Consider the following 26002-nt stretch of genomic DNA (forward strand, 5'->3'; position numbering starts at 1 on the left):
ATGTCGGTTTCCTTAAATTACCGACAGGTTACACTCTTGTTAACTTTAAATGGGAGTACTTATTATGATGTGGTTTCTAATGTGTGTCGGCCTGCTACTCGGTGGATACTTCATCTATGGCAAGTTTGTTGAAAAGGTGTTCGGTATCAATACCGCTCGCCAAACCCCGGCTTTTACTAAGACTGACGGCGTTGATTATGTGCCTATGTCTAAAGGCAAGGTCTATCTTATCCAACTGCTTAACATTGCTGGTGTAGGTCCTATCTTCGGCCCTATCTTAGGTGCGCTATATGGCCCAGCAGCTATGTTATGGATTGTTATCGGTTGTATCTTCGCCGGTGCAGTGCACGACTATTTCTCGGGTATGCTGTCGGTGCGCAACAATGGTCAATCTGTGCCTAATCTTGCCGGCAAGTATCTGGGTAAAAGTGCAAAACACTTCATGAACGTGTTTGCCATCATACTCCTGTTGCTTGTGGGTGTTGTCTTCATCTCGGCACCTGCTGGCCTATTAGGCAAGCTTACAGGTTGGGATGTCAGCATCTTCCTAGGCGTTATCTTTGCCTACTACCTTATTGCTACTATCGTACCTGTCGATAAGATCATCGGTCGCCTCTATCCATTCTTCGGTGCCCTGCTGCTGTTCATGTCTGTAGGTCTTACCATTGCGCTGATCGTATCGAGCGAGCATACGCTGCTACCAGGCTTCACTGCCGGTGACTTCCTGTCTAACCTAAACCCTAACGACATGCCACTCTGGCCTGCCCTGTTCATCACCATCGCTTGTGGCGCCGTATCTGGCTTCCACGCGACTCAGTCACCACTGATGGCACGCTGTGTTGAAAATGAATCTAACGGTCGCTTCGTATTCTACGGCGCAATGATAGGTGAAGGCGTGATTGCACTTATCTGGTGTGCTATCGCACTGTCATTCTTCGGTGGTGTTGAAGGTCTGAACGCAGGCATGGCGGGTAACCCTGCAAACGTAGTGTATGAAGCATCAACGGGTCTACTGGGCGCAGTTGGCGGATTCATGGCGATTCTGGGTGTGATTGTACTGCCTATTACCTCTGGTGATACTGCTTTCCGCTCAGCGCGTCTTATCCTATCTGAGTTCTTTAAGATGCCACAGACTGCACTGCCTAAGCGTCTGATACTGGCTATCCCACTGTTTATTATCGGTGCGATTCTGACACAGGTGGACTTCGGTGTTATCTGGCGCTACTTCGGTGTTGCCAACCAAACCACAGCGGTAATGATGCTTTGGACCGCCTCGGCTTACCTACTGCGTCATAACAAACTGCACTGGATCTGTACTATACCGGCCATGTTCATGACGACAGTGGTGATCAGCTTCCTGCTTAACTCAGCCACCTTGGGTGCAGGTCTACCTATGACTGTATCGACCGTTGCTGGCATTGTTGGCACTCTGGTGATCGCTGCTCTTATCATCATTAAAACCAAGGGCCGCGGTGAAGAAGAGCTTGTAGAAGAAGCTTAATTCAATAGGCTATACCAACAAAAAAACCAGTCGCAAGACTGGTTTTTTTTGTTGGTCAAATCAACTCACACAAGCTTAGCCCTTGAGACACTCGGGGCAAATATGAACACTGGCACTGTCATTTGAAAGCCAGACTTCACCTTCGCTGATGTTAACCTGCAGACTCATGTTACGCGTTACCATCTCACCCATCGCCTTGACTGACTCTTCGGCAAGATTCCACACCTCAAGATTTTGATAACGACTTAAGGCTTGCTCATTCTGCTGCCACCAGATAGGCACTGCGCGACCACCATAGGTGTAAAGCAGCACCTTATCGGCGCGACTGCTCGCCTTACGCAGCCACTTCTCATCACTTTGGCCAAACTCGATCCACAGCTCTATCTCATCGCTTAAGGATTTCTGCCATAGCTCGGGTTCCCCTTCGACACACAACCCCTTGCTAAAAGCCAAGGTATCGCTGGCATTCAGTGCAAAGGCCAGCAGCCTGACCATCATGCGGGCATCTGTTTCCGACGGGTGTTGAGAAAGAGTTAAAGAGTGATCTTGATAGTAGCCACGATCCATGTCAGCAATCTGCAGTTGCACTTTATAAACGGTTGCTTTGGGCGCCATAATGCTCAGTCGTTATGAATAAAGCGCCTAGTTTACCCTATTTAGGCGACTTGTGAGCAAAAGGCGTTAAAGTGCGCCGGGTCGCAGATGCTTCGCCATAGGAAAGTGCGCCTTAAGCTGCGCGACAAATGAGCTGCTGCCATAAACAAGCAAGCGCTCCCCCTTATCTAATTTCAGAGCTAACTCGCTCATCGCGACTAAAGACATACGACCCGCATCGCGTCTTACCAGCTCTGATAGACGCTCTGGCAAGCTGAGATCGCTACAGATCCAATCAAGGCGCTGCATCATAGGCACCGCCGCTAAAGGTAGCAGATCGATAGGAGTATGTTCTTCAACGAGTAGCAGCTCACCGCTGGCCTCAAGACTCTCGAAGGCCTGTTCGAAATACTTGGGGGTATAGCCGTCGTATCTGTCACCGTTTAAGCGGAAAAATTGCTCCCAAAAAACCTTACGCTGACTGAACACAGGCAGACGCTGTTGCACCTCAACACGCTTAGCAGCAATAAAATCAAATAGGTCACTTAATGACTCTGGCAGCCAAGTTTCCAGGCGGGCTCTTAGTTCGCGGGCAAAGACTGGCGCCGCGCCACTGGTGCTGATGGCAACCTGTAACCGCCCTCTATCGACGATAGCAGGTGTGATGAAATTACATAGCTTGGGAGCATCGACGACATTGACCCAGAGTCCAAGTGTCTTAGCTTGCAGGGCAAACTGACGATTTAACTCATCATCTGCCGTGGCCATATAGAGAAGATCTATGCCTTGAAGGTCATCGAGTTCAGCAAATCGCTGCTCCAAGGCTATCTGTCCCTGATTCGCCATCGACATCACGACATCACAGACATCTGGGGCAATCACATGAATATGGGCCTGGGTGCGCGTTAGCAGCTCAAGTTTACGACTGGCCACCTCGCCAGCACCAATCATCAGGATTTTCAACCCATCGGCTTGGGCGAAAATAGGGAAATATTGCATAGTCTAAGTGACTTGTCTCGAATAAGGATAGGACAAGAGTAAAGTAAGGCTTATCGAGCGGCAAGCACTACTAGCTAAGCTGCTCGCTTCGCTCGGCGCTGCAATGCCAACATAGCTCGAAATTTCCTTCATTCATCTCATGGCATTTAACACATTGCCACTTAGGACTCTCGCTATTAAGCGTCTCTAGTTGAGCCCTGGCCGCCTCATATTGTGACTCGGCCACCCAGAGCTCGACATCTTGCAGATCAACCGGCAGCTCGCCAATCCCCCCGAGGAGGGCTTCGCCCTTAAGCTCGACGCCAATACCACAGGCCTCTAACATTCCTTTCCAGGCATGGGCCTGTAACAGGTTTCCGCCGGCCACCATCTTACTGCGCTCTTCCATGTATTATCCCCTACTGCTCTTGCTCTACTGGCAAATTATCAGGTGTTTTGATCAATCGCTCAACATCCTAGCCTTAAAGCTTATTGATTGTCGAGGCGGAATCCGGCCAAATTGGCAATAAAAAAGCCACGATAACGTGGCTTTTTTAGCAAGATAACAAGTGCACTTAAGACTAAGGCATCAGCGCATCTTGATCGGCGCCTTCTTTTTCAATCTCAACTGGCATCATATGTTCACGATTGATACCCAGTTTAATCGCTAGGAAACTCGCCACATAAATAGAAGAGAAAGTACCCACAAAGATACCCATCAACAATGCCGTTGCAAAACCATGGATCATGGTGCCCCCCTTAAGGAATAGGGCCACCACCACAACCAGGGTTGTACCTGTTGTGATAATGGTACGACTCATGGTCTGGGTGATTGAGGTATTCACAATCTCTTCTGGCGTCCCCTTACGCATCTTAAGGAAGTTTTCACGGATACGGTCAAACACAACGATGGTATCGTTGAGCGAGTAACCCACAACCGTCAACACCCCTGCCAATACCGTCAGGTCGAACTCAAGTTGGAACAGAGAGAAAACACCAAGAGTGATGATCACGTCGTGCGCCAATGCCGCCACAGAGCCCAACGCCAAACGCCACTCGAAACGGAAAGAGACATAGATAAGAATACAGATAAGCGCAACCAATACCGCTAGGCCACCCTGCTCTGCTAACTCCTTACCCACTTGAGGTCCAACAAATTCAACACGCTTTTGCATAACACTAGGATCGACCTCAGCAGCCGCTTCCATCACATGTTCAACCTGTAGGTCGCTCTTCACACCCTCTTTAACTGGTAGTCGAATCAACACATCGCGGCTCGAACCAAAGTTCTGCACCACGGCGCCATCTGTCTCATCAGTGGTCAGGGCTGAACGGAGCAGGTTAAGATCAACAGGATTGGTAAACTCCATCTCAACGACGGTACCGCCGGTAAAATCGAGTCCCCAGTTAATTCCTTTCACCGCCAAAGAACCTAGCGAAGCGAGCACCAAAAACAGTGATAAGCCGCTTATGGCTACAGCGTGACGCAGGAAGTTGATCGTGCCTTTAATTGATAAAATCTGGTACATGGTCAACTTCCCCTTAAATAGACAGTTTCTTCACGCGCTTACCGCCCCAGATAGCATTCACTATCGAGCGAGTACCCACGATGGAGGTAAACATTGAGGTGGCGATACCTATCATGAGTGTCACGGCGAAGCCTTTTACGGCGCCTGTGCCCACGGCAAATAGAATCAAGGCTGTCATAAAGGTCGTGATGTTAGCATCGGCGATGGTCGAAAACGCATTACCATAGCCTTCATGAATCGCCTGCTGAACACTACGCCCAGCACGAAGCTCTTCACGAATACGCTCATAAATCAGTACGTTACCATCAACCGCCATACCGACAGTTAATACCATACCTGCGATACCCGGTAGCGTTAGTACAGCGCCAGGGATCATAGACATCACCCCTACCACCATCACCAGGTTAGCGGTCAGCGCCAGGTTAGCGATAAGACCAAAACCACGGTAGTAAACCAACATGAAAATAAGGACAACTGCCATCCCCCAGATCATCGCCTGCATACCGTTTTCAATGTTTTCGGCACCTAAGCTCGGACCAATGGTACGTTCTTCGACGATAGAAACTGGCGCAATCAGGGCACCGGCACGAAGCAGTAAAGCTAGGTTTTGCGCTTCTGAATGATCAAGGCCTGTGATGACAAAGTTTCGCCCTAAGCGAGCCTGAATGGTTGCGACCGAGATCACCTCTTCGATCTTATCCATTTTCACGCTGCCATCAGGGTTCTTGGCACCATTATCCTTGTACTCGATGAACAGAGTCGCCATCGGCTTACCGATATTGTCTTTGGTCACGTTCGAGAAGATAGAGCCACCTTTAGCATCCAAGTTAATAGCAACTTGAGGACGGCTATATTCATCGAAGGTTGGCTGCGCACCTTGGATATGATCGCCCGTGAGCATCACTTCTTTATACAGAGCCACTTTGCCGCCCTGGCGACGCTCATAGATCTCTGAACCTGGCGAAACACGACCAGAAGCAATTGCTGCTGCGTCAGCCTTCTCATCGACCATATGGAACTCAATCGAAGCTGTAGCGCCCAAAATATCTTTAGCTCGCGCCGTATCTTGTACACCTGGTAGCTCGACGATGATGCGCTCTGCACCTTGGCGCTGAACCACTGGCTCGGCAACACCCAACTCGTTTACACGATTACGCAAAGTAGTGATGTTTTGCTGTAGCGCTTCCTCTTTCACCTGCTTGAGGTAAATATCACTCATGTTCGCCAGCAGCACGTAATTGCTACCAGAGGTGGCATCGAGGAACACCATTTCGTTAGTACGCGTCTTTAGGAACCGTTCCGCCTTAGCAAGATTCTCGGCATCTCGGAACTTAATCTCAATCCCTTTAGGGGTATTGCGAATGCCCGCATAACGAATTTTTTCACCACGAAGATCGGTTCTGAAATCGGCAATTTTGGCTTCGGTCATCTTACGAATCGCTTCGCTCATGTCCACTTCCATCAAGAAATGTACACCACCACGAAGGTCGAGACCTAGCTTCATCGGGCTGCCGCCCATAGACTCCAACCACTGAGGCGTGGCCGGCGCCAGGTTTAACGCCACGGTATATTTTTCACCGAGAGACTCGGCAATCGCTTCTTTCGCCAGTAACTGTTGATCCGCATCGGCAACACGCACCAATAGCTGACCATTTTCCAACTCAGAACGCTTAACAGCAATCCCTTTTTCAGACAGGGTATCGATGACTTGAGTCTGAGTCGATGCAGTAACTTCCGCACCACGGGTCGCCACGACCTGCACTGCGTGATCTTCACCAAATAAATTTGGTATTGCGTAGAAGGCCCCGACAGCGATAATAATTATCACCATCAGGTTCTTCCACATTGGGTATTTATTTAACACACCATCGCCCTCTTGGCTTAAAGTGACTTAATTTTTTAACTTAAAGTGACTTAATAGACCCTTTAGGCAAAACAGCCGCTATGTAATCCTTCTTAATAGTGATTTCTGAAGTTTCGTTGATCGTCAGTAACACATAATCGTTGTCATCGCTGATCTTGGCGATCTTACCCAAGATCCCACCACTGGTGAGCACTTCATCACCTTTGCTCAATGAGCTCATCAGGTTCTTATGTTCTTTTACACGCTTAGATTGCGGACGGAAAATCATGAAGTAAAAGATCAGGCCAAAGATGACCAACATGAAAACCAATTCCATGGTACCACCCGCGCCATTAACTGGCGCATCGGCTGCGTATGCATTTGAAATGAACATATTTCTCTCTTCTTATTAGCAGTAAATTAATCGGATAACTTAGGGACTTCGCGACCTTGACTGGTATAGAACTCCTCAACAAAGGCGTCTAATGTACCTGTCTCGATTGCACCACGCAAACCTTCCATCAACATTTGGTAGTAACGCAGGTTGTGGATGGTGTTTAAACGTGCACCTAAAATTTCATTACAACGATCTAAATGGTATAGATACGCCCGAGAATAGTTCTTACAGGTGTAGCAATCACACTTAGCATCGAGTGGTGAAGTATCATCGCGATGACGCGCATTGCGGATCTTGATAACACCTTCACTGGTAAACAGATGACCGTTTCGAGCATTACGTGTTGGCATGACACAATCGAACATATCAACCCCTCTACGTACACCTTCAACAAGATCTTCCGGTTTACCTACCCCCATCAAGTAACGCGGCTTATCAGCCGGGATCTGCGGGCAAACATGCTCGAGTACACGATGCATATCTTCCTTTGGCTCCCCAACTGCTAAGCCACCAACGGCATAGCCGTCAAAACCAATTTCTAGCAAGCCCTTAAGGCTTTCGTCACGCAAATCTTCGTAAACACTGCCCTGAATGATGCCAAACAGCGAATTCGGATTCTCTAAGCGGTCAAACTCATCCCGTGAACGCTGCGCCCAACGCAGTGACATCTGCATCGACTTACGCGCTTCGTCGTGAGTCGCCGGGTAAGGCGTACACTCATCGAAGATCATTACTACGTCAGAGCCAAGTGAGTCTTGGATCTGCATAGATTTTTCCGCGTCCATGAAGATTTTTTCACCGTTGATTGGCGAGCGGAAATGCACCCCCTCTTCGGTGATCTTACGAATATCGCCGAGACTGAAGACTTGGAATCCACCCGAATCGGTCAAAATAGGACGCTGCCAATTCATAAAATCATGCAGATCGCCATGCTTGCGCATGATCTCTTCACCTGGACGTAGCCAAAGGTGAAAGGTGTTACCCAGCAGAATGTCTGCACCCGTGGCGCGAACTTCTTCTGGTGTCATGCCTTTCACCGTACCGTAGGTGCCCACAGGCATAAATGCCGGGGTTTCTACCGTACCGCGTTCAAACACTAGGCGACCGCGACGTGCACGACCATCGGTTGTATCTAATTCAAATTTCATTTTTAACCTCGCCAGAGAAACAGTCTGACTCTTTTCGCGCCGCTAAAATCGGCACAGCTGAACAATAGAGATAAGGGCAAACAACTCAGTATCAACCCTTATCACCAAAAATCTCTAAAAAAATACCCACCTCATGTGTGGGTGGGTATTTTAAAACAAAATTACCGTCTAGTTCGCTTTTTTAGTCACAAACATGGCATCGCCGTAGCTGAAAAAGCGGTATTTTTGCGCAATCGCATGCTGATAGGCGTTTTTCACCTCATCAAAACCGGCAAAGGCACTGATCAACATGATAAGTGTCGACTCCGGCAGGTGAAAGTTAGTCACCATGGCATCGACAATTTGAAACTCATAACCTGGGTAGATAAAGATATCAGTATCATTGCTATAGGCCTGCAGTTCACCTTCGCTGGCCTTGGCAGCACTTTCCAGAGAACGTACAGAAGTCGTTCCCACGGCAATGACCCTATGACCAGCTGCCTTGGTTGCTTTTATGCTATCCACCACATCCTGAGGAACCTCGGCCCACTCAGAGTGCATCTGGTGATCTAAGATATTGTCGACGCGTACCGGTTGGAAAGTCCCCGCGCCCACATGCAGAGTCACGAATGCGGTATTCACACCTTTCGCTTTAAGCGCCGCAAGCAAGGCATCGTCGAAATGCAACCCCGCCGTTGGTGCGGCCACCGCACCAGGGTTTTGGTTATAAACGGTCTGGTAGCGCTCTTTATCGGCATCTTCATCGGGACGATCGATATAAGGAGGTAATGGCATATGCCCCACCTCTTCAAGCACCTCGAGTATGGTCGAGTCACAGTTCAGCTCAAGCTCAAACAGGGCGTCATGGCGCGCCAACATGGTCATCTCATAACCACCGTCGAGACAAATGATGGTGCCGGGCTTGGGCGATTTAGAGCTACGCACATGGGCCAGAATACGCTTGTCATCAAGCATACGCTCGACCAGGATTTCCAACTTACCACCGGTTTGTTTTTGGCCAAAAACACGGGCAGGGATCACTCGGGTATTGTTAAACACCATAAGATCACCGGGATTGACCATCTCCAGTATATCGGTAAATTGCTTGTCCTCTACCGCACCAGTGTTGCCGTCAAGGGTCAACAATCTAGAAGCCGTGCGATTCGGCATAGGGTATCTGGCGATCAACTCATCGGGAAGATCGAAAGAAAAATCGGCAACGCGCATAGTCTGTCTCTGCTTAGCATAAATCGGCCGCTAGTCTATTGGCAGATGATGATAAGATCAAGACACAGGGCTTAGCTAGCCTTCTTCCTTTTGTCGACAACCGCCATATTGGGTTGCAGATCTGCGCTGGTTTTACGGTAGCGGTGTTGCTCGAAAGGAATGTCCACCTCGACGCGGCGCCGACGGGACTGAGTATTTCTGCTAAAGCGTTTGATTAACCAGTTCCACATCATCCCTGATCCTTTAAACCGATAAAAATATGAAGGGTGCTTTGGTGCACATCCTGTTGATCCTTTTATCATCGGCTAACGCCATTAAATCAGATAAAGGTTTCATCGCACCTCTTGACATGATAACGTGAAAACCGTGATTTAACAAAGCAATTAAACTTTATCTCAATGAACTTTTTGGCACATCTGCATCTGGCAGATAACAGTAAAACCGGCCTTGCAGCCAATCTCGCCGGTGATTTCGCGAAAGGCAATATTAGTGACCACCCTAAGAGTTTGCAGCAGGGGATCTGGCTACATCGACAGATAGATTCGCTAACCGATAATCACGAGTTAACTAAGGAACTTAGGGCCGCTTTTCCAAAAAATCTTCAGCGCGCCGCGCCTATCCTGATTGATCTGGCTTTCGACCATATGCTGGCAAGATATTGGGAAGAGTATCATCACCTCTCACTGGATGCCTTTGCCAAACAAGCTTACCAGGCGATGGCCAACACGCCTGATCTCCCCATACGACTCAATGAGCTTGTCGCCAGGATGCAGCAGGAAAACTGGCTCATTGCCTATGAGCAACGCAATGGATTAAATCAAACCATTAAGTCTGTGGCCAAACGAGTCTCTAAGCCTGAGATTTTTGATGGTGCGGTAGAGACGGTTAAACGCATGGATGTGGAGATCGAAATTGCATTTCGCACCTTCTATCCACAGTTGATGGCCTACAGCCGCATCTGGACTCGCCAGACTCCGCCTGAATTTCTTTAGTCCAGATGTGACAAATTAAAAGGTCATTTTCAGTGTCTTCAGCCTTAAATAAACTCGCATCTTATCTGACGCCATACCTAAAACCTCAGCGAAAAAGATACCGGTACCTGAGGGACGTAGTCCTTATGTTACTCGTTGCCTTTGCTGTATTAAGTTATCAGCAGCGCAACATGATAACAGGCGAAGCGCCAGCCTTAAGCGGCGTCACCACTAGCGGAAAAAACGTGCAGCTGAATAAAGGCGAAGTGACCCTCATCTATTTCTGGGGGACCTGGTGCCCGGTATGTCGCGTCACCTCACCTATGGTGAATGAGGTCGCGAAACATGCCAAGGTGATTAGCGTTGCCGTTGCCTCGGGCAGTGACGCCGAGATTAATCAGTTTATGGCTGAAAATGACTATCAATTTGATGTGGTTAGCGATAGCGATAAGCTACACCCTTCCTGGGGAGCAACCGTGTTTCCCGCTATCTACATTGTCGATGCCCAGGGCCAAATTCGCTTTAAAACCTCAGGTGCCACCAGCAGTTGGGGCATGAAACTTAGGCTCTATTTGGCCAACTGGTAAGCGACACATCACACCAGCTGATACTTCTCTAAGCGATAAAGAAACGCCTTATAACTCAAACCTAAACATTGCGCTGCTTTGGTGCGATTCCCCTCGAAACGGTTCATTGCCTGGCGCAAACAATCCTTCTCGAAACTTTCCCATTGAATCCCATTTTCGGGCAGCACAAAACGGCTGGTATCCAGAGGTTGAGGCGCGGCAATCAGCTCCTGCACCATCTCCTGTTCATCGCCGAGCAAGACAAAACGTTCGATACGATTAGCCAGCTCACGTACGTTGCCGGGCCAGCTGTAGTCCAGCAATGCCTTTAAGGTATCTCGGCTAAGCTTTGGTACTTCCACACCATATTGATTAGCATGCAGTTTAAGAAAATGCTCTACCAAGCGGCCAATATCCTCGGTGCGTTCTCGCAGCGCAGGCATATGTATGGGCACCACATTCAGACGATAGTAGAGATCTTCGCGAAAACGCCCCTCGGCCACTTCCTGCTGCAGATCCCTGTGAGTCGCCGCAATGACTCTGACATCCAATTTAATCTCGCTGTTCTGCCCCAAGCGAGAGATCACCCCTTCTTGCAGAAAACGCAGCAGCTTGGTCTGCTGTAGTAAAGGCAACTCGCCTATCTCATCGAGAAACACAGTTCCGCCGTCTGCCGCCTCCAGCTTACCTATCTTTTGTGTTGTAGCGCCGGTATAAGCGCCCTTCTCGGCACCAAACAACTCAGCCTCTGCCAAAGATTCAGGAATGGCGCCGCAGTTAATGGCAACAAAGGGTTTATGGCTGCGCCCCGACAGCTGATACAAAGCACGCGCCGCCAGCTCTTTACCTGTACCACTCTCACCACCAATCAGCACTGTGGCATCTGTGGCGCTGACTCGCTGTACCCGCTGGTAGACCTTCTGCATCAAGGCTGAACGCCCCACCAAGCCAACCAATTCCTGCTGCTGTGATAGCTCGGAGGAGAGACGACGATTTTGCCGCTTCAGGGCAATCGACTTAGCGACCTTCTCGATCGCTAACAGAAGGCTCTGACGCTGATAGGGCTTAGCCAGATAATCATCGGCGCCCGCCTGCATCGCATCCACCGCATGGGTAATAGTGCCGTAGGCTGTTGCTATGATAAAGCCCATGTCCGGATGCTCACGGCGCACATAGTTAAGCAGGTCCATACCGGTCAACTGCCCAAGTTTCCAATCGGAAAAGACTAAGTCAGGCGCAGCGGCTTTTATCATCACAATCGCCTGCTCTACGCTGTCGGCACTCTCCACCTGATATTGGTTAGCCGTCAACATCTGCACAATCAGCTCACGCTGATCGGGCTCATCTTCCACCACTAAAATATGTAACTTAGCCTGTTCCATTACACTTCCTCTGTCCTGGGCCTATCGATAGCAAAAAAGAGCGTCACTATAGTGCCACCGCCAGGATTATCCTCAAATGCTATTCGTCCGCCATAGTGGCCCTGAATCAAGCGCTCTGCGATATAGATCCCCATTCCCGTTCCCTCTGCCTTAGTGGTCACATGGGGTTGAGTCAGCTTGTCACGGATCTCAGGAGGGATCCCCTTGCCGGTATCAGCCACCTTTAACGTATAACAATCACCATCCTGCGCCAGGGTCAGATCGATATGACCATCATCTGGTGTTGCTTCGACGGCATTGATCAGCACAGCATGTAAGATACTGCGAATTTCAGATTCGGCGCCTGCCACCTTAATATCGGGATCACTGCAATGAAAGGCGATGGCAGGTTTGCTGCCGTTAATCGACAGTTCCAGCAAGATATCCTGCACCGTCGCCACCAGCGGCACCGGAGTTTGACGATTTACCTGAGTGCTCGACAACGTCAGCAGAGATTGAATGCTTTTATCCATCATGGCGATCTTTTGCTGCATCTGTGCCAGTTGTACACTCGCCGCCTCCGGCGACTCGGATTGGGCGACCGCTTCCGATAACAAGCCTAAGGTATGCAGCGGATTGCGCAGACTATGGGCGATACCCCGTGTCACTTCCCCAAGCTCTGCCAACTGCTTCTGCTGCGCCATCTGTTTCTTCTGCTCGCTTAAGGATGCAAGCTGACTACTCATCTTATTAAACCCCTGGAGAATACTTTTAAGCTCCTTCACCCCACGCTCATCCACTTGATAACCAAGCTTCCCCTCTCCCAACTTCTTATGCCCTAAGGCCAAGTTAGACAGCGGCGCACTGATCACGTGACTGAGCATATAGACCAGCAACAAGCCGGCCAGCGAGCTCATCATGATGGCGCCAATCATAGATTCGCTGAAGCGTTCTAGCTGCTCGTTGGTCTCTTGATTTGGAATGGCGATATCCTGGGTATAGGCCACGGAGACCTTGCTTCTATCCGCTGCACTAGGAGAGGTGGACGCCTCTATAATGGCGACATTTCCCTTGTCGAGCCAACTCTTGGCATCTATCTCAATTTGACTCACGGCAGCATGCAGACGCTGGCGATACTCATCCGCCGCCTGTCTTTTCGCCTCGGCAATATTTTGCTTCTGACGCTGTTTAAGCTCCTTTTCGTAGACCATCATGGCATTGAGATGATCGCGCAGCTCTTGTTGCTTGGCGGCTAACGCGGCGCGAAAAAATGCCTTCTGCTGCGCCGTGGCATTATCTGTCTCCATCTCCATGCGCACCACCTCTTCACTCAGCTGGGCAATCGCCTCGGATACAGCTTCAATATCTCGCTCAAACTCCCGTTGCAACTCCTCGGCATCGGCTATTGACTCTTGCATCGCCTCTTTGTCGAACTGCACCACAAACTCCTGCTCAGCCCCGACATTATCAATCAGCACCTTCACCAGGTTTTGCGACAGATCCCGAGAGCGCTCGCTCAGCTCACTTTGCAGCTGCGCCTTATAGAAATGAGAAACCAGCAGCTGACTGCCGCCAAGAAACAGAATAAGTGCGCCAAACAGCACGAACAGATAACCTTTAATCGACATATCTTCCTCAAATCAATGGCCTTAAGGTTGCGAGTGTGCACTATCGCTAGCACCTTTTTGGCATAGACACTTGTATAACAAGACTCACCTGGCGATAACTGCCAGCATAGCAGGTTATACAAAAACAATACCAAGATAAAAGCCCTTATAAGTCGCCATCTTAGCTAGCCATACAACCGACAAATTCCCCATATCAGGAATCTCTTAGCCCATATGAGGTATCGCCTCTGTCATCAATCTAACGTTTACAGACCGAGAATAGCCGGTATTGCCCATAAATAGCGGCCTTAACCAACTTGGCACGCTCCTCGCTAATCCCTTAGCAAACGCATTAACCACTATGGAAGGAAATACCATGAAACTAAATAAACTGACCTCACTGTTCGCCTGCTCCGCGCTGCTGTCATTTACCCTAGCCGCCGTGCCAACGGATCTACGACAAATTGATTTTAACGATAGCCAAATCAACGCCAAGTTGATTCAAGATGGCGATAAGATCACTAAACTGACCCTGGACACAGAAGGTAAACAGCACAGTTACCGTTTCACTGAAGCTGAGATACAAGACGAGAAGCTAATTCGTGAGAAACTAGCCAAGCTCTCTGAAGAGACGCAAAATAAGGTGGTTCGTCTACTGAAACAGATCAACGGTGACGGGGCTCACTACCATTATCTGCGTCATAGCGAGTTGTCAGAGGCTGATCAAGCCAGGATAGTATCGCTTACCAAGAAGATGGCCAAGAAAGAGGCCGAACTCGCCAAACATATCGCCAAGATAGAAGTTAAAGTGGCAGCTAAAAGTGCTGAAATGGAGGCCAAAAGAGCCGAAATGGAACGCAAAGCTGCTGAGCTTGAAGCCAAAGCCCGAGAATTTGAAGTGATCATCGACACCCATGATGGCGAGTTTAATCGTAATATCGAGCTGCTATCGGACGACATCGCCGAGATCGCCACCGAAATCGCGGATATTGAGATGAAATATCATGGGGACGGCGAACGAGAGTTTGTGGTGATAAGAAGCGACAGCGACAAGGCTGACGTCGAACAGCTACTCCATCTCATCGAAACCGGCAAGTTGAGTGATGACCAAAGGCGCAAACTTCAACAGGCGCTAAATAAAGATGAGCGCAAATAAATGAAAATGTGAACAACGCGATAGAATGCGCCCTCGCCCCAAGGTAACCTGCCAACAGGCTCTAGACTCTAACTCTTCAGATTGAGGTAATTACCATGTGGTGGCGCATTCTCATCATCTTTCTTGCATTTGCCCTACTGGGCGCCCACTTTATGCGTTTCGGGCAAACCTTCATTAGCGCAGCGTTTATCCTGGCACCACTACTGCTTTTCATTCGCCATGCAGCGATCACCCGCTCATTACAATTGGTACTGATCGCCAGTAGCATCTTGGTATGGGGACTGAGTGGCATTGACTATGTGCAGATGCGCATCTCCATGGATGCCCCTTGGTTAAGACTGGCTATTATCATGTCGGCGGTAACGCTTTTTACCCTACTGGCCTCTTTTTGCTGCCAGGGTGTTCAGCGCCTCAGACAAGCCAAGCGCCAAAGTTAAACCACGCAGGACACCTGACCAACCGAGGTACTCTGTGACAGACGTTTTGCCAGTAACCGCCTTGCCAATGCATCGACTAGCACGTTAAGCAAGGCGGTAACTATCAACAGGTAGAAGGCGTTGTTAAAACGTATCTCGCTAAAAGCGCTGTCGATATAGAACCCCAGAGTCATTACGCCAAGTACCCCGAAAATAGCCGTTTCCCGCAATATCACCTCAAAACGATAGAAGAGTAACGACATCAAATTTGGGTAGATACGAGGTAATATTTCATAGGCATAGTGATCGCTTCGAGCTTGATACAGGGCGCTAGGCTGAACCACTTTATCTTGCCGCGTCAGCAGATAAGCGATCAAGGCACCGTTATGCAGTCCTAAGGCCAAAATGGCCGGTAGCATTGAAGGGCCGCACAGCATCATAAAGATAAAGGCGAGAATATACTCAGGCATAGAGCGCATGATAAGTAGGCCCAGCTGCCCAAGTGCCGCAGTCAACTTACCTCGGCTATGAATGCTCACCCATCTGTGACCCACCAAGGCCAGCAGATGAGTCAGACCAAGGGCACTGACCGCCAAGACCAGGGTCGCCGCCGCACCGGGTAAGGCCTGTTCCAGGGTCAGCCTCTGCCACCAGTTAAACAAACGCGACATCCCCTCCCCAAAGGCTTGTTGGCCGTGCAGCACCTCGCCAAGACCAGGCGGTAAAATATCCACGCTAATAAACTGCCACACTAAGCGCATATCAACACCCACTATGGCTGGTAAAGTGATAAGCGAGGCCAGCAGATAGACAGGAAGCAGACGGCGACGGGCCCAAAGGGGAATGCTGCCAATCAAGACCACGAAGAGGATCAACAGCGCCGCCCCCTCACTATACTTGCCCTGGCGAAAAGCGGTTTCCAGATAGAAGCCCAGGGTTGGCATACCGATAAAACCCAATACCGCACTGCTACGCAGAGCACACTCAAACCTGTAACGCACATAGGCCAGCATCAAGGGCAATACATGGCCTAATTTACCGTAAAAATAGCGACTCAGGCGATCGCAGCCAAAGGGCAAGGTGTCGCTGGTTGTGCGCGGTGACTGCTGCAAAATATCGTGGAACACCCGGGCGAAGGTCGCACCGTAAGGCAAGGCGATCGCCAGTATCCCTGTCACAGGTGATAAACCAAAGACTTGCAGGAAGAGCAGCGCCCAGAAGATCTCGTGAATGCCCCGCACCATGGCGCAGCAGGCCGCCACCCAGGGGGAGCGATAAATCAGCGCCAGGGGCGAACCCAGCAGTAGACCAAAGGTCACACCAAGCAGCGCAAAACTCACCGTCTGCCACAGGGCGCTCAATAATGACTCGGTTGCAAAGAAATCGGGCGTGAGCAGCCCCTGCCCCATGCGCAGCAGCTCTCCCCAGGGATCCAGGTTAATGATGGCTATATCGACAAAACAGAGACTGATGGCAATAAGCAACCAGAGCCCTAGGGTCAGTCGCTGCCAGGGACCGACAAATCTACCCATGTGGCGGCGATGCCATCTGGGTATCGAAAAAGCGCGCCAACTGCTGGCTATCGAGTTGGCTCGTCGGCTTATCGAGCACGAGTTTGCCCTCGCTCAAGCCGATGATTCTGTCAAAATTTTGCAGCGCCAGATCGCTGTCATGCAGCACCATGATCACTGTCTCATGACGCACCTTGACCAAATTGAGCAATCGCTGGGCCATCATAGGATCTAACGCTGAAAACGACTCATCACCGATAAACACGGCTTGCTGCTGATAAAGGGCTCTGGCTAGGGCAACACGCTGGCGCTGTCCACCTGAAAGAGATGACACTGCGGTTTCTATGGGCGCCTCAAGATAGAGGTCGCGGCACAGCTGCTGCACCTCTTGGCAAGGCGTGGCCATCGGCCAAACCAGGTTGAGTAGATTATAACCAAACCAGTGCCTCGCCAAAGCGCCCATGTAGACGTTATGGAACACACTCAAGGCATCCACCAGTCCCTGGGATTGACTGCACAGCGCGGCATCTTGTTTGAGCTGCTGATAAAGGTAGGTCAGCAGCGTCGACTTGCCCGCGCCGGAAGGACCGACAATGGCTAAGGCCTCTCCTCGCTTGACCGACAAATCAAGATCGCGAATCACCTGAGTATCTTGATAACTCAGGCTAAGAGATTCAATATTGAGCACAGTGTTAATCTAGTAAGCCGATAGCCGTTGCCACAGACTCGATAGGCTCGTAATCTGCGTTATCCGCCTCAACAAACGACTGACGAGGGAAGCTGGCCAAAAGGTCGGGATCCTTCATATCCAGCAGCGCCTTGGTTAACTTCTCGGTAAAGCCTTCTCCAAAACGCACGTCTGCATCGGCACGCACTGTCCACTGATAGTCTGGGTAAGCAGGGGTTTCCCAAATAACTTTTACCTTATTGGTATCGACACTGCCATTAGCCACTGCGGTTTCCCAAACCTTATAATTAACGGCGCCGACTTGGTAAGCCCCAGCTTCAACCTGAGCTATAGTGCGGCTATGGTCACCCGAGAAGCCGACACGAGTAAAGATCTCATCGACCTGCTTACCCATGTTGCGCTCGATATAAAATTGCGGCATCAGGCGACCCGAAGTCGAGCCTTTCGAACCAAAGGTAAAGGTATAGCCGTTAAGGTTAGGGAAATTGCTCGAATCCTCAAGTGGCGTCGAAGCATTCGCGATAAAGAAGCTCTTAAAATATTGATCTTCATACCCTTGTGCGATCGCTCGTGAGCCGGGCACTAAACGTCTCGCCTGCACACCAGAAAGGCCGCCAAACCAGGCCAGCTGCACCTGATTGTTACGAAATGCGGTCACCGCTGCAGCGTAAGACTTTACCGGCACATACTGAACATCCACACCCAGCTGAGTCTCTAGATACTTGGCCACCTTATCAAAACGTGTCTTAAGCTGACTCTCGTTTTCATCAGGGATCGCCGTGAAAATGAAGGTCTCAGCTAAGGTTGCTGGCACGAACAGACATGTAAAAACAAGGGGTAATATTTTAACTAGGGGCATAATGGGCCTAAACGAGTATGAAATTTACGGAATTCTAACCATTTAGCCGGCAAATTAACAGGCGAAACCATAGCGGTTAGCTCACAAAAAACCTTCACTCAAACCATGTTTTAAGATGAGTCAGTCCCTGTTAAGCTAACCTATTATAAATTAATGTTTTATGAAACGTCCTCAGCTTGGCTGAAATATCGCCTCCCAGGGTTACCAAGCGAGCAGGTTAAAGATGAAATAGGCAAAGTATATGAGAATTTTAGTTGTTGAAGATGATCCTCTCCTGTCCCACCACCTCAAGGTACAGCTAAGTGAGTTGGGCAATCAGGTTCAGGTGGCTCAAACGGCCAAAGAGGGCTTTTACCAGGCAACTAACTACCCGATAGATATCGCCATCATCGACCTTGGCCTGCCGGATCAAGATGGCATAGACCTGATTCAATCTCTGCGCAAGGCGGAACTAAAGGCCCCTATTTTAATCCTCACAGCCCGGGTTAACTGGCAAGATAAGGTAGAGGGGTTAAACGCCGGCGCAGATGACTACCTGGTCAAGCCCTTTCAAAAGGAGGAGTTGGTAGCACGTCTCGACGCCCTGATTCGTCGCAGCGCCGGCTTCGTAAAACCGCAAATCACTAGCGGCCAGCTGGAGTTAGACCTTGCCGCTAAGCAGGTCAGTCTCGATGAAGTCCCCATGGAAGTGACGGCCTTTGAATATCAGATCTTGGAATACCTGATGCGTCACTGCCATGAAGTAGTAGCCAAGCAGCGACTATTGGACGTGATCTACGGTGACAAGGAAGGGGATCCCAATACCATAGAGGTAATGGTTAGCCGCCTGCGTAAGAAACTCACCAAAGGTGGACTTGAAAACCCTATCGCTACCATACGCGGCCAAGGCTACAAATTTAATCTGCCATGCAAATAAAATTTAAACCTAAACAACGTCTGCTCACGCGGATGTTTGTCACTTCGCTGTCGATTATCGCCCTAGTGGGATTTGGTCTCGCTTGGCTGGTCAACCTGTTATACGCACAAAACACCTATAACGAAGAGACTGCTAAGCTAATCGCCGAGATCCCCAAGGTCGCCGCAGAACTTAGAGAACATAATCTCATCCCTGAGACCTCAGAATGGCTCGAAGAAAACAACACCCCCAAACGCTATATCATCGCCAGCTGTGATGAACACTTCAAACAGGTGTGGACCTCATCCTTGGCCGTTGACCGCGGCCTATTCGATACCTGTGAACGCTTCAATGAGATCCGTTTGGATGCACCGCCCTATTATCTGACTCTGGCCGATAGCAAAAGCTACTTTGTCTACCTATTGTCGGTAGAAATCGCTCAGCATAAATACAACCTGCTGGTGATGAAAGATGCACAAAAGCTGGAACAGGAGTTCGATAAATTTAGTCGCCGTACCTACTGGCGCTTAGGCATGATCATGGCGCTAGCCTTGGTATTACTGATCAGTGCGGGCTACTGGGGTATGCGCCCCTTAGTGCGTATGCGCAACGAGTTACAACAGGTCAGCAGTGGCAAAACCAAAGCACTGTCTGAAGACTACCCGGTCGAGCTTGAAGGCGTTACACAGGCATTAAACAAGCTGCTGGTGCAATCGAGCGCGCAACAGGAAAGATACCAAAATGCCATGAACGACCTGGCCCATAGTCTCAAAACCAGGTTAGCAGCAGTACACGCGATCACTGACGATCAAACCTTGAGCAAATCAAGCGCCAGCGAGAAGATTATGGAGCAGGTGAGCCAAATGGATCAGTTGGTGAAATATCAGCTAAAAAGAGCCATGTTGGGACGCAAAGGCCTGAAACAGGAACAGACTTTAGTCGCCCCTTTAGTTGAGCAGCTATCACAAATGCTGTTTAAGGTGTACCGCGACAAACAGATCCAGTTTCATGCCGATATTCCAGCCGAGCAAGTGTTCCCTGGGGACAAAGGCGACTTGATGGAGCTTTGCGGCAACCTGATGGAAAACGCCTTCAAGCTCTGCATCAGCAAGGTGAGCGTCACCGCCTGTTATAGCGATAACAGTGAGTTCGTTTTGATCGTTGAAGATGATGGCCCGGGCGTGCCCGAAGCCATACGTAAACGCATCATAGAACGTGGCGTGCGTGCTGACACCCAAAAGGCTGGGCAAGGAATAGGGCTTGCCGTCTGTAACGAGATTGTCTCAAGCTACAACGGCAGCCTCGATATAGATACCTCATCCCTCGAAGGGGCGAGGTTCACCATCAAGATCCCGCTCTAACCTAGCGGAGCATATAGCTTTTCGGCACGGTTAAACATCACCCAGGAGGTGGCGATATATTTATCGCCACTGATGGGCATGTTGCCTCTATGACTATGGGTAAAACCAGCAGGCGCTATCACCATGGTGCCCTTCTTCGGCTGGATCTTACGCTGCTGATAGAAAAACTCGGTTTCACCGCCCTCTTCCACATCATTGAGGTAATACATATAAAGCACTACCCTGTGCAGCGCTTCGTTATGCTCCATCTGTGGGAACTGCTCCGAATGCCAGTGCGGATAGCCTCCCTTACCCTGTTGATAACGCTGGATATTGATGCTGCCACTACGATACAGGTACTGCACTAAAGGCTGAACCCTATGACGTCCCAAGGTATCGAAGTTCTCCGGAGTTAAGGTCTGCGGCTTGCCCTGCTCATCGGCTAATGTCACCGCCACGGCCCCCATTAATCCCAAGGCATATTTTTCAAAATATTGCGCGCTGTGTTTTAGCGTATAATTAAGGAGTTCGTTTCTCAGTGGCAGTAACTCCTGAAAGTTATCCATGGTGATGTCACGGCTAATTTTCTTTTCAAGGTCGACACCATGACCGGTTATACCATCAATGACACCAGGATGTGTGTTGACGGTCTCCATGAGACGATCACACAACTCATCGGGTATGGCATTGGGGTAAACTTCAATGAAATCCATGTATAACTCGCTAAATTAGACTATTTTGTGATGCAACTATGCTGACACACTGCTTAAGTAATTGTAAAGCCAGCTGGTTGAGATAAAATAGCCTGAAAAATAAGGCAAGCGTAAAGTCACATGAGCAAAAGCTGTAAGGTAAGCACAAACCAATTACAAGTCGGCAATTTTGTTAGATTACCTGTCTCTTGGAAAGATCATCCCTTTCTTTTTAACTCTTTTACACTCAAACAAGAAGCGCAAATAGAACTGATTAAAAAACTCGATATCGACTATGTGTTTGTCGATCTCGACAAAAGCAGCACGCCACCACTGGCAAAAAAAGATGCCTACGATACACCCAGTTTCAAAGATGAAAGTGATTTGCAGCAGCTGAGTCAGCAGATGAGTCAGAACAAGCAAGAGCGCATCGAACACCTTAAGAAGCTCAAGCGAGATCTGAAAAAAACCGAACAGGAATTTGATCGCTCCGTTGCCATCATGCGCAATTTGGTTGCCAAACTCAGAAACCGCCCACTCAATGCCATTTCCGATGCTAAGGAACTGATCCACAGCATTACCGAAGAGCTGCTGAACTCAGATAACTTGGTGCTGCATTTGATGAGCGATGCTAAAGACAGCGAAGGGATCTACTATCATTCGCTCAACGTCGCCGTACTCTCAATGATGATCGCCAAAGAGCTGGATTGGCCACGGGAAGATATTGAAGCGGTCGGCATGGGCGCCCTGTTCCACGACACGGGCAAACTTAAGATCCCATCTCAACTGTTACGCAAAAAAACGCCCCTCACTCAGCCCGAAATCAACTTCATCAAGCAACATCCGGCTATGGGTGTAGAACTGTTAAAGCTCGCCAATAACTTTCCTGAAGATGCTACGCCAATAGTCAGAGACCATCACGAGTTTCTCGACGGCAGCGGTTACCCCAAAGGGTTAAAGGCGGAGCAGATCAGCCTGCCAACACAGTTAGTTGCGGCAGTGAACCTTTACGACCAACTCTGCCATCCCGAGGGGCAGACAAAAGCAAGAACCCCCTATGCGGCGCTTGGATATCTATATAAGAACTATAGAGAACGATTGAATCAAGAAGCTGTCGGAAAACTGATTAAGATGCTGGGTGTCTACCCGCCCGGCAGTGTGGTCGAACTCTCCAGCGGACAATTTGCCATGGTGATGGCCGTGAACCTTGAGAAGATCCTCTTCCCCAGAATCTTGGTCTACGATGCCTTGGTTCCCAAAGAACAAGCACCTATTGTCGATCTGGAAAGCGAGGGCTTAACCATAGTCCGATGTATCGCTCCATCGGCCCTGCCGGAGAAGATATTTAAGTACCTCAGCCCCCGAGAAAGAGTCAGTTATTTCTTCGGTGGTGATAAGAAAGGATAGTCGCCCCAAAGCCGCTTGATGCGGCTTTACTGTCTTTCTGCGCTAGCCAGACTAAAATTAAAATATGGCCTTGCGTTATGGCGTATATGCGCTAAGGAAAAGATAATGGTAGAACTACCCGACTTCGACAGTTTACAGTGGTTGGCACAGCATGCACCGCAGCAATTAGCGACGCTGCAGAAAAACCTCAATAAGGCGTTAATTAGCGAAGCTCACGCCAGCAATCGCGCTCAACTGGAGACAATCCGCTATCATTTGGAATTAAAGCTGTCTCGCTGCACCAATCCCTACTCACGTTGTTATCTTGCCCTACAGCTAATGAATGATAAATTCATCACCCTAAATCAGGTTATCAATCAACCCGATCTCTATACAGACAAAAGAGCCAAAGTGCTTTGCTATCCAAGTAAATAACTCAGCACCTTTAGCTCTTGCCAGACTTTTATTTAAAGCCAGCCTTTACGCTTAAAGAAGAAATAAGTAGAAGCGGCGCTACCAAACATCATTAAGATCGCCATCGGGTAACCCCACTGCCATTCAAGCTCGGGCATATTCGCGAAGTTCATACCATAGGCGCTGGCGATTACAGTCGGTGGCAGGAAGATCACTGCGGCAACCGAAAAGATCTTGATGATCTTATTTTGCTGTAAACCACTAAAGCCCATGGCCGCATCGAGTAAGAAATTCAATTTATCGAAGATAAACTGACTGTGGGGCATCAAAGATTCGATATCCGATAACATTTCACGCAGATCTTTCAGATCATCATCGGTCAGTTTACCGCGATAGTAGCGCTGCATATAACGCAAAGAACGTTGAGTATCGAGCAAACTCAAACGAATTTTACCGTTTGAGTCTTCCTGTAGGGTGATCAGCTTAAAAACATCATCAAGCTCATCGCTCTCAAAGACCTGCTCGCCGACGCTGTCGAGCACAGAATAAACATCTTCGATCAGATCCGAAAGATAGTCGACCTTAAGGTTGAACAACTCCAAGAAGAGCGCCTGAGGTGTTTGCACCTCGAGTCGGCCGAGTCTTAGATAGTTACGCAACAAACGGATCAGCCCCACATCATCTTCCCTTAGGGTGACCAAAAACTGCGGTCGCAGGTTGAAAGAGACGTTGACGCCTTTCACATCCTGCCCCACACGCTGTGGAAACAGCGAGTTGATGTGCAAGCCATCTTTGTTTTGGTAAAAACGTGCCGAGGCTTCAATCTCGTTGATATCTTCCTCTTCCGGCAACTCTTCTACTGAATAACCTCTGAGCCACTCACGTTCTTCATCTTCAGGTTTATAGAGGTCCAGCCACAAGGTTCCGTCGGGCACACTGTCTTGAATATTCAGCTCGACAATGGATAACTTATTCGCTTGAAAAACATAAGCTGTGATCATAAGGCCTCCTGAAAAAAACACTCAGATGAAAACTCACCACATCTCAGCGCAGGGTATAATTTGGCGTTATTCTACCGAATAACACGCCGTTGAACAGCTTAATCGGCTGCTAACGAAGTGAATATAAACAAAAAGCAAAAATTGAGTGTAAAAAGCAGCTCTTATCGAATATTTGGCGGTGTATTGGCAATCACAATGCGCTCTTGAGTGGACAAACGTATCTTCAGCCCATCAATAGTGGTAAAGGACTCCCCCTGCAGATCGCGCTTACGTACCTGATAAACTTCTTCCACCTCCTGTAACGGCGAAACAATCGTGACGTAAACCACTTGATTCCCCTCTTGCCAGCTCCAATACCAATACCCGCCACTACCAAGCAATGCCAAGGCCGCAAACCCAATCGCGATATACTTAAATAAAATTCGCTGACCCAGCTGACTGGCAGTTGGCTGGCGAGCCTCCACCTTTGAACGACGAAGGTAGGCAATCGCCGCTGCGATCACGAGTAGAGTGACTAAAATTTTAGTTAACACGCGCGTCTCCTAGGATTAATCTCCGTCATTATAGAGTCTTAGCAATGCAATTACTGCAACCTATCCCCCAGGACAACTAAAAATGTCCAATCAACCAACTAAAGTTGTTCAACTCGTCTCCATGGTGCTATAACACAATAAATTCCTTTTTTCCGGTTTGCCATGAAAACACTAATCAGTTGCATCTCTCTGTTTCTAATGTTGTTTACTCAGGTTCATGCAGAAGTCACCATCACTCTGCCGAACAACAGCACGCCACTCTTACTCAATGGTAAAGATATTGATACTCGACAGTTAATCTCAGCCAATGGCACTCAGCAAATCTTACTGAACGCCAATGCCAATTATCGTGAATTTGGTCAGCAAAAGCGTTTTGTGTCAGAAGCCATCATAGTCACCTTCTCAGGAGAAAATAATCATTACACCTTGAGCTTACCTAAGATATCAACACCAAAAGCTGCGGAGACGTTTAACCAATCTCCCCAGGTGATAGTGAAAGATACTAAAGGCAATAACATTCCTTATAAGATAGATACGCTGGTAAAAGAAGGGATTCAAGTTGGCAGAAATTACAGCGAGGAGATAAAAACATATAACACTGGCCAGGGCATCGCAGCCGTAAGCCTTTGGCAAGTATCTCCTACTTCAACGGTTCAGCAAGCAAGCTCAGCGGCACAAGCAACTGAGACTGTCACTGAAACAAGTCATACAATCACAGAAACAAGTCATATGGCTGCAGAGCCAAGCGTCGAGCCAGTGAAAAATGTCCAAGGAACTCAGCGAAAAGATCAAATCAATGTCGGCCAAATGCTCGACTTTTGGTATGAACAAGCCGATGAGGCCACCCGTGAAGCCTTTAAAAAACGCATAGGGTTGGAGACTAAATAATAGGTGTTTACTCCCCCCTCATCTCACATGGGGGCTCTGTAGCGCGAAGCAGCTAGGCTGGGAGCTGGGGGCAAGGACATGGATGTGCCGAATGTCATAAACGCAGGATGCAGTTTATGACCAAGCTCAGCGCTTGAAGGACGGCGAAAATAAGCGACTGTTATGGCCAGCTTCAGGCATATTTAGATATTTGTACAAACATACGCTCACATGGGGGCGAAAGGCATCCGCTAATCAAGCGAAGCTTGATGGATGGCTGTAGCGCGAAGCAGCTAGACTGCGAGCTGAGGGGCGCACACTGCGTAAGCAGCTTTGGGCTGCATGTGAAGGAGGTGCTTTCGCGAAGCGTATAAACGAAAAAATCCCCAACACAGTGTGCTGGGGATTTTTCGACTCTCTTTCGAGAATAAATAGGCGCCTGGAAATGACCTACTCTCACATGGGGAGACCCCACACTACCATCGGCGCGATTGCGTTTCACTTCTGAGTTCGGGATGGGATCAGGTGGGACCACAATGCTAT

General features: G+C 49.1%; 27 protein-coding genes and 1 rRNA gene. 10 read left to right on the plus strand and 18 right to left on the minus strand.

Features of this window, described 5'->3' with window-relative positions; translation table 11 throughout:
- Positions 1-64 precede the first annotated feature (64 nt).
- Entirely contained in the window at positions 65-1501 is a 1437-nt protein-coding gene (locus L2712_RS07450) for a carbon starvation CstA family protein (protein ID WP_033539162.1), read from the plus strand.
- Between the two features lie 75 nt (positions 1502-1576).
- Here L2712_RS07450 and L2712_RS07455 read toward each other — a convergent pair whose 3' ends face one another.
- The 9 genes from L2712_RS07455 to L2712_RS07495 all read right to left on the minus strand — a co-directional run bounded on the left by L2712_RS07455 (position 1577) and on the right by L2712_RS07495 (position 9429).
- Positions 1577-2116, minus strand: coding sequence for a YaeQ family protein (locus tag L2712_RS07455; RefSeq protein WP_033539161.1), 540 nt, complete (start codon positions 2114-2116; stop codon positions 1577-1579).
- A 66-nt stretch (positions 2117-2182) separates the two neighbouring features.
- Positions 2183-3094 (minus strand): precorrin-2 dehydrogenase/sirohydrochlorin ferrochelatase family protein, encoded by a 912-nt coding sequence (locus tag L2712_RS07460; RefSeq protein ID WP_248977372.1) that lies wholly within the window; start codon positions 3092-3094, stop codon positions 2183-2185.
- Positions 3095-3164: 70 nt separating this feature from the next.
- Positions 3165-3482, minus strand: coding sequence for a putative signal transducing protein (locus L2712_RS07465; protein WP_033539159.1), 318 nt, complete (start codon positions 3480-3482; stop codon positions 3165-3167).
- Positions 3483-3654: 172 nt separating this feature from the next.
- Positions 3655-4602, minus strand: a complete 948-nt coding sequence (gene secF, locus L2712_RS07470) for a protein translocase subunit SecF (RefSeq protein WP_248977373.1) — start codon at positions 4600-4602, stop codon at positions 3655-3657.
- A gap of 13 nt (positions 4603-4615) precedes the next feature.
- A complete protein-coding gene (secD, locus tag L2712_RS07475) occupies positions 4616-6466 on the minus strand; it encodes a protein translocase subunit SecD (RefSeq protein WP_033539157.1) in 1851 nt (616 codons plus the stop codon).
- Between the two features lie 40 nt (positions 6467-6506).
- A complete protein-coding gene (gene yajC, locus L2712_RS07480; RefSeq protein ID WP_033539156.1) occupies positions 6507-6839 on the minus strand; it encodes a preprotein translocase subunit YajC in 333 nt (110 codons plus the stop codon).
- Between the two features lie 26 nt (positions 6840-6865).
- Positions 6866-7990: a tRNA guanosine(34) transglycosylase Tgt gene (gene tgt / locus L2712_RS07485; protein ID WP_033539155.1), complete on the minus strand. Its 1125-nt coding sequence runs from the start codon at positions 7988-7990 to the stop codon at positions 6866-6868.
- Between the two features lie 168 nt (positions 7991-8158).
- On the minus strand, positions 8159-9196 hold the full coding sequence (queA, locus tag L2712_RS07490) for a tRNA preQ1(34) S-adenosylmethionine ribosyltransferase-isomerase QueA (RefSeq protein ID WP_248977374.1): 1038 nt from the start codon (positions 9194-9196) through the stop codon (positions 8159-8161).
- A 71-nt stretch (positions 9197-9267) separates the two neighbouring features.
- Complete coding sequence (locus tag L2712_RS07495) at positions 9268-9429, minus strand: hypothetical protein (protein WP_248977375.1); 162 nt, start codon at positions 9427-9429, stop codon at positions 9268-9270.
- A gap of 165 nt (positions 9430-9594) precedes the next feature.
- On the opposite strand from L2712_RS07495, the gene L2712_RS07500 reads away from it, so the two are divergent.
- Both L2712_RS07500 and L2712_RS07505 read left to right on the plus strand, forming a co-directional pair.
- Positions 9595-10188: an acyl carrier protein phosphodiesterase gene (locus L2712_RS07500; RefSeq protein WP_088904412.1), complete on the plus strand. Its 594-nt coding sequence runs from the start codon at positions 9595-9597 to the stop codon at positions 10186-10188.
- Between the two features lie 125 nt (positions 10189-10313).
- The gene (locus L2712_RS07505; RefSeq protein ID WP_248977376.1) at positions 10314-10754 is read left to right on the plus strand and encodes a protein disulfide oxidoreductase; all 441 of its coding nucleotides are present in this window, start codon (positions 10314-10316) and stop codon (positions 10752-10754) included.
- An 8-nt stretch (positions 10755-10762) separates the two neighbouring features.
- Here L2712_RS07505 and L2712_RS07510 read toward each other — a convergent pair whose 3' ends face one another.
- Both L2712_RS07510 and L2712_RS07515 read right to left on the minus strand, forming a co-directional pair.
- Positions 10763-12115 carry a sigma-54-dependent transcriptional regulator gene (locus L2712_RS07510; RefSeq protein ID WP_248977377.1) on the minus strand — a complete coding sequence of 451 codons (1353 nt, stop codon included), beginning with the start codon at positions 12113-12115 and terminating at the stop codon, positions 10763-10765.
- A complete protein-coding gene (locus tag L2712_RS07515; RefSeq protein WP_248977378.1) occupies positions 12115-13722 on the minus strand; it encodes a sensor histidine kinase in 1608 nt (535 codons plus the stop codon). Before L2712_RS07515 ends, L2712_RS07510 begins: the two co-directional genes overlap by 1 nt.
- Positions 13723-14077: 355 nt before the next feature.
- Between L2712_RS07515 and L2712_RS07520 the strand changes: the two genes are divergently transcribed.
- Positions 14078-14857, plus strand: coding sequence for a hypothetical protein (locus L2712_RS07520; protein ID WP_248977379.1), 780 nt, complete (start codon positions 14078-14080; stop codon positions 14855-14857).
- Between the two features lie 95 nt (positions 14858-14952).
- Positions 14953-15294 carry a hypothetical protein gene (locus L2712_RS07525; RefSeq protein ID WP_248977380.1) on the plus strand — a complete coding sequence of 114 codons (342 nt, stop codon included), beginning with the start codon at positions 14953-14955 and terminating at the stop codon, positions 15292-15294.
- On the opposite strand, the gene L2712_RS07530 is transcribed toward L2712_RS07525, so the two are convergent.
- Genes L2712_RS07530 through L2712_RS07540 form a run of 3 tightly spaced genes read right to left on the minus strand, consistent with a single transcriptional unit; the run spans position 15291 to position 18331 of the window.
- Positions 15291-16805 carry a PhnE/PtxC family ABC transporter permease gene (locus L2712_RS07530; RefSeq protein WP_248977381.1) on the minus strand — a complete coding sequence of 505 codons (1515 nt, stop codon included), beginning with the start codon at positions 16803-16805 and terminating at the stop codon, positions 15291-15293. The two genes, L2712_RS07525 and L2712_RS07530, sit on opposite strands and share 4 nt — an antisense overlap.
- Complete coding sequence (locus tag L2712_RS07535; RefSeq protein ID WP_248977382.1) at positions 16798-17472, minus strand: ATP-binding cassette domain-containing protein; 675 nt, start codon at positions 17470-17472, stop codon at positions 16798-16800. Before L2712_RS07535 ends, L2712_RS07530 begins: the two co-directional genes overlap by 8 nt.
- A 4-nt stretch (positions 17473-17476) precedes the next feature.
- Positions 17477-18331 (minus strand): putative selenate ABC transporter substrate-binding protein, encoded by an 855-nt coding sequence (locus L2712_RS07540; RefSeq protein WP_248977383.1) that lies wholly within the window; start codon positions 18329-18331, stop codon positions 17477-17479.
- Positions 18332-18572: 241 nt separating this feature from the next.
- Between L2712_RS07540 and L2712_RS07545 the strand changes: the two genes are divergently transcribed.
- Together L2712_RS07545 and L2712_RS07550 are read left to right on the plus strand one after the other, a co-directional pair.
- On the plus strand, positions 18573-19247 hold the full coding sequence (locus L2712_RS07545; protein WP_248977384.1) for a response regulator: 675 nt from the start codon (positions 18573-18575) through the stop codon (positions 19245-19247).
- Entirely contained in the window at positions 19238-20587 is a 1350-nt protein-coding gene (locus L2712_RS07550; RefSeq protein ID WP_248977385.1) for an ATP-binding protein, read from the plus strand. The genes L2712_RS07545 and L2712_RS07550 overlap by 10 nt, the downstream gene beginning before the upstream one ends.
- Here L2712_RS07550 and L2712_RS07555 read toward each other — a convergent pair.
- Complete coding sequence (locus tag L2712_RS07555; protein ID WP_248977386.1) at positions 20584-21279, minus strand: 2OG-Fe(II) oxygenase; 696 nt, start codon at positions 21277-21279, stop codon at positions 20584-20586. The genes L2712_RS07550 and L2712_RS07555 overlap by 4 nt on opposite strands.
- Before the next feature lie 120 nt (positions 21280-21399).
- Here L2712_RS07555 and L2712_RS07560 point away from each other — a divergent pair, with 120 nt between their 5' ends.
- Entirely contained in the window at positions 21400-22665 is a 1266-nt protein-coding gene (locus L2712_RS07560; protein ID WP_248977387.1) for a cyclic di-GMP phosphodiesterase, read from the plus strand.
- A 105-nt stretch (positions 22666-22770) separates the two neighbouring features.
- Positions 22771-23079: a DUF3135 domain-containing protein gene (locus tag L2712_RS07565; RefSeq protein WP_033539141.1), complete on the plus strand. Its 309-nt coding sequence runs from the start codon at positions 22771-22773 to the stop codon at positions 23077-23079.
- A gap of 32 nt (positions 23080-23111) precedes the next feature.
- Here the strand turns inward: L2712_RS07565 and corA are convergent, their stop codons facing one another.
- Both corA and L2712_RS07575 read right to left on the minus strand, forming a co-directional pair.
- The gene (gene corA / locus L2712_RS07570) at positions 23112-24059 is read right to left on the minus strand and encodes a magnesium/cobalt transporter CorA (RefSeq protein ID WP_033539140.1); all 948 of its coding nucleotides are present in this window, start codon (positions 24057-24059) and stop codon (positions 23112-23114) included.
- 161 nt (positions 24060-24220) lie between these two features.
- On the minus strand, positions 24221-24592 hold the full coding sequence (locus L2712_RS07575) for a hypothetical protein (protein ID WP_248977388.1): 372 nt from the start codon (positions 24590-24592) through the stop codon (positions 24221-24223).
- Positions 24593-24754: 162 nt separating this feature from the next.
- On the opposite strand from L2712_RS07575, the gene L2712_RS07580 reads away from it, so the two are divergent.
- On the plus strand, positions 24755-25480 hold the full coding sequence (locus L2712_RS07580) for a YccT family protein (protein WP_248977389.1): 726 nt from the start codon (positions 24755-24757) through the stop codon (positions 25478-25480).
- A gap of 416 nt (positions 25481-25896) precedes the next feature.
- Here the strand turns inward: L2712_RS07580 and rrf are convergent.
- Positions 25897-26002 (minus strand): 5S ribosomal RNA (gene rrf, locus L2712_RS07585); the annotation flags it as partial.

The sequence above is a fragment of the Shewanella marisflavi genome, assembly GCF_023283925.1.
GTDB classification, from domain to species: domain Bacteria; phylum Pseudomonadota; class Gammaproteobacteria; order Enterobacterales; family Shewanellaceae; genus Shewanella; species Shewanella marisflavi.

Excerpts from the sequence above, each read along its gene's own strand:
- L2712_RS07530 (WP_248977381.1), bottom strand. The coding sequence starts at position 16,805 with ATGGGTAGATTTGTCGGTCCCTGGCAGCGACTGACCCTAGGGCTCTGG.
- tgt (WP_033539155.1), bottom strand. The coding sequence starts at position 7,990 with ATGAAATTTGAATTAGATACAACCGATGGTCGTGCACGTCGCGGTCGC.
- L2712_RS07455 (WP_033539161.1), bottom strand. The coding sequence starts at position 2,116 with ATGGCGCCCAAAGCAACCGTTTATAAAGTGCAACTGCAGATTGCTGAC.
- L2712_RS07500 (WP_088904412.1), top strand. The coding sequence starts at position 9,595 with ATGAACTTTTTGGCACATCTGCATCTGGCAGATAACAGTAAAACCGGC.
- L2712_RS07545 (WP_248977384.1), top strand. The coding sequence starts at position 18,573 with ATGAGAATTTTAGTTGTTGAAGATGATCCTCTCCTGTCCCACCACCTC.
- L2712_RS07495 (WP_248977375.1), bottom strand. The coding sequence starts at position 9,429 with ATGATGTGGAACTGGTTAATCAAACGCTTTAGCAGAAATACTCAGTCC.
- L2712_RS07520 (WP_248977379.1), top strand. The coding sequence starts at position 14,078 with ATGAAACTAAATAAACTGACCTCACTGTTCGCCTGCTCCGCGCTGCTG.
- L2712_RS07525 (WP_248977380.1), top strand. The coding sequence starts at position 14,953 with ATGTGGTGGCGCATTCTCATCATCTTTCTTGCATTTGCCCTACTGGGC.
- L2712_RS07515 (WP_248977378.1), bottom strand. The coding sequence starts at position 13,722 with ATGTCGATTAAAGGTTATCTGTTCGTGCTGTTTGGCGCACTTATTCTG.
- L2712_RS07460 (WP_248977372.1), bottom strand. The coding sequence starts at position 3,094 with ATGCAATATTTCCCTATTTTCGCCCAAGCCGATGGGTTGAAAATCCTG.
- L2712_RS07555 (WP_248977386.1), bottom strand. The coding sequence starts at position 21,279 with ATGGATTTCATTGAAGTTTACCCCAATGCCATACCCGATGAGTTGTGT.
- L2712_RS07560 (WP_248977387.1), top strand. The coding sequence starts at position 21,400 with ATGAGCAAAAGCTGTAAGGTAAGCACAAACCAATTACAAGTCGGCAAT.
- L2712_RS07565 (WP_033539141.1), top strand. The coding sequence starts at position 22,771 with ATGGTAGAACTACCCGACTTCGACAGTTTACAGTGGTTGGCACAGCAT.
- corA (WP_033539140.1), bottom strand. The coding sequence starts at position 24,059 with ATGATCACAGCTTATGTTTTTCAAGCGAATAAGTTATCCATTGTCGAG.
- L2712_RS07450 (WP_033539162.1), top strand. The coding sequence starts at position 65 with ATGATGTGGTTTCTAATGTGTGTCGGCCTGCTACTCGGTGGATACTTC.
- queA (WP_248977374.1), bottom strand. The coding sequence starts at position 9,196 with ATGCGCGTTGCCGATTTTTCTTTCGATCTTCCCGATGAGTTGATCGCC.
- L2712_RS07580 (WP_248977389.1), top strand. The coding sequence starts at position 24,755 with ATGAAAACACTAATCAGTTGCATCTCTCTGTTTCTAATGTTGTTTACT.
- L2712_RS07510 (WP_248977377.1), bottom strand. The coding sequence starts at position 12,115 with ATGGAACAGGCTAAGTTACATATTTTAGTGGTGGAAGATGAGCCCGAT.
- L2712_RS07550 (WP_248977385.1), top strand. The coding sequence starts at position 19,238 with ATGCAAATAAAATTTAAACCTAAACAACGTCTGCTCACGCGGATGTTT.
- L2712_RS07540 (WP_248977383.1), bottom strand. The coding sequence starts at position 18,331 with ATGCCCCTAGTTAAAATATTACCCCTTGTTTTTACATGTCTGTTCGTG.
- L2712_RS07505 (WP_248977376.1), top strand. The coding sequence starts at position 10,314 with ATGTTACTCGTTGCCTTTGCTGTATTAAGTTATCAGCAGCGCAACATG.
- yajC (WP_033539156.1), bottom strand. The coding sequence starts at position 6,839 with ATGTTCATTTCAAATGCATACGCAGCCGATGCGCCAGTTAATGGCGCG.
- L2712_RS07465 (WP_033539159.1), bottom strand. The coding sequence starts at position 3,482 with ATGGAAGAGCGCAGTAAGATGGTGGCCGGCGGAAACCTGTTACAGGCC.
- secF (WP_248977373.1), bottom strand. The coding sequence starts at position 4,602 with ATGTACCAGATTTTATCAATTAAAGGCACGATCAACTTCCTGCGTCAC.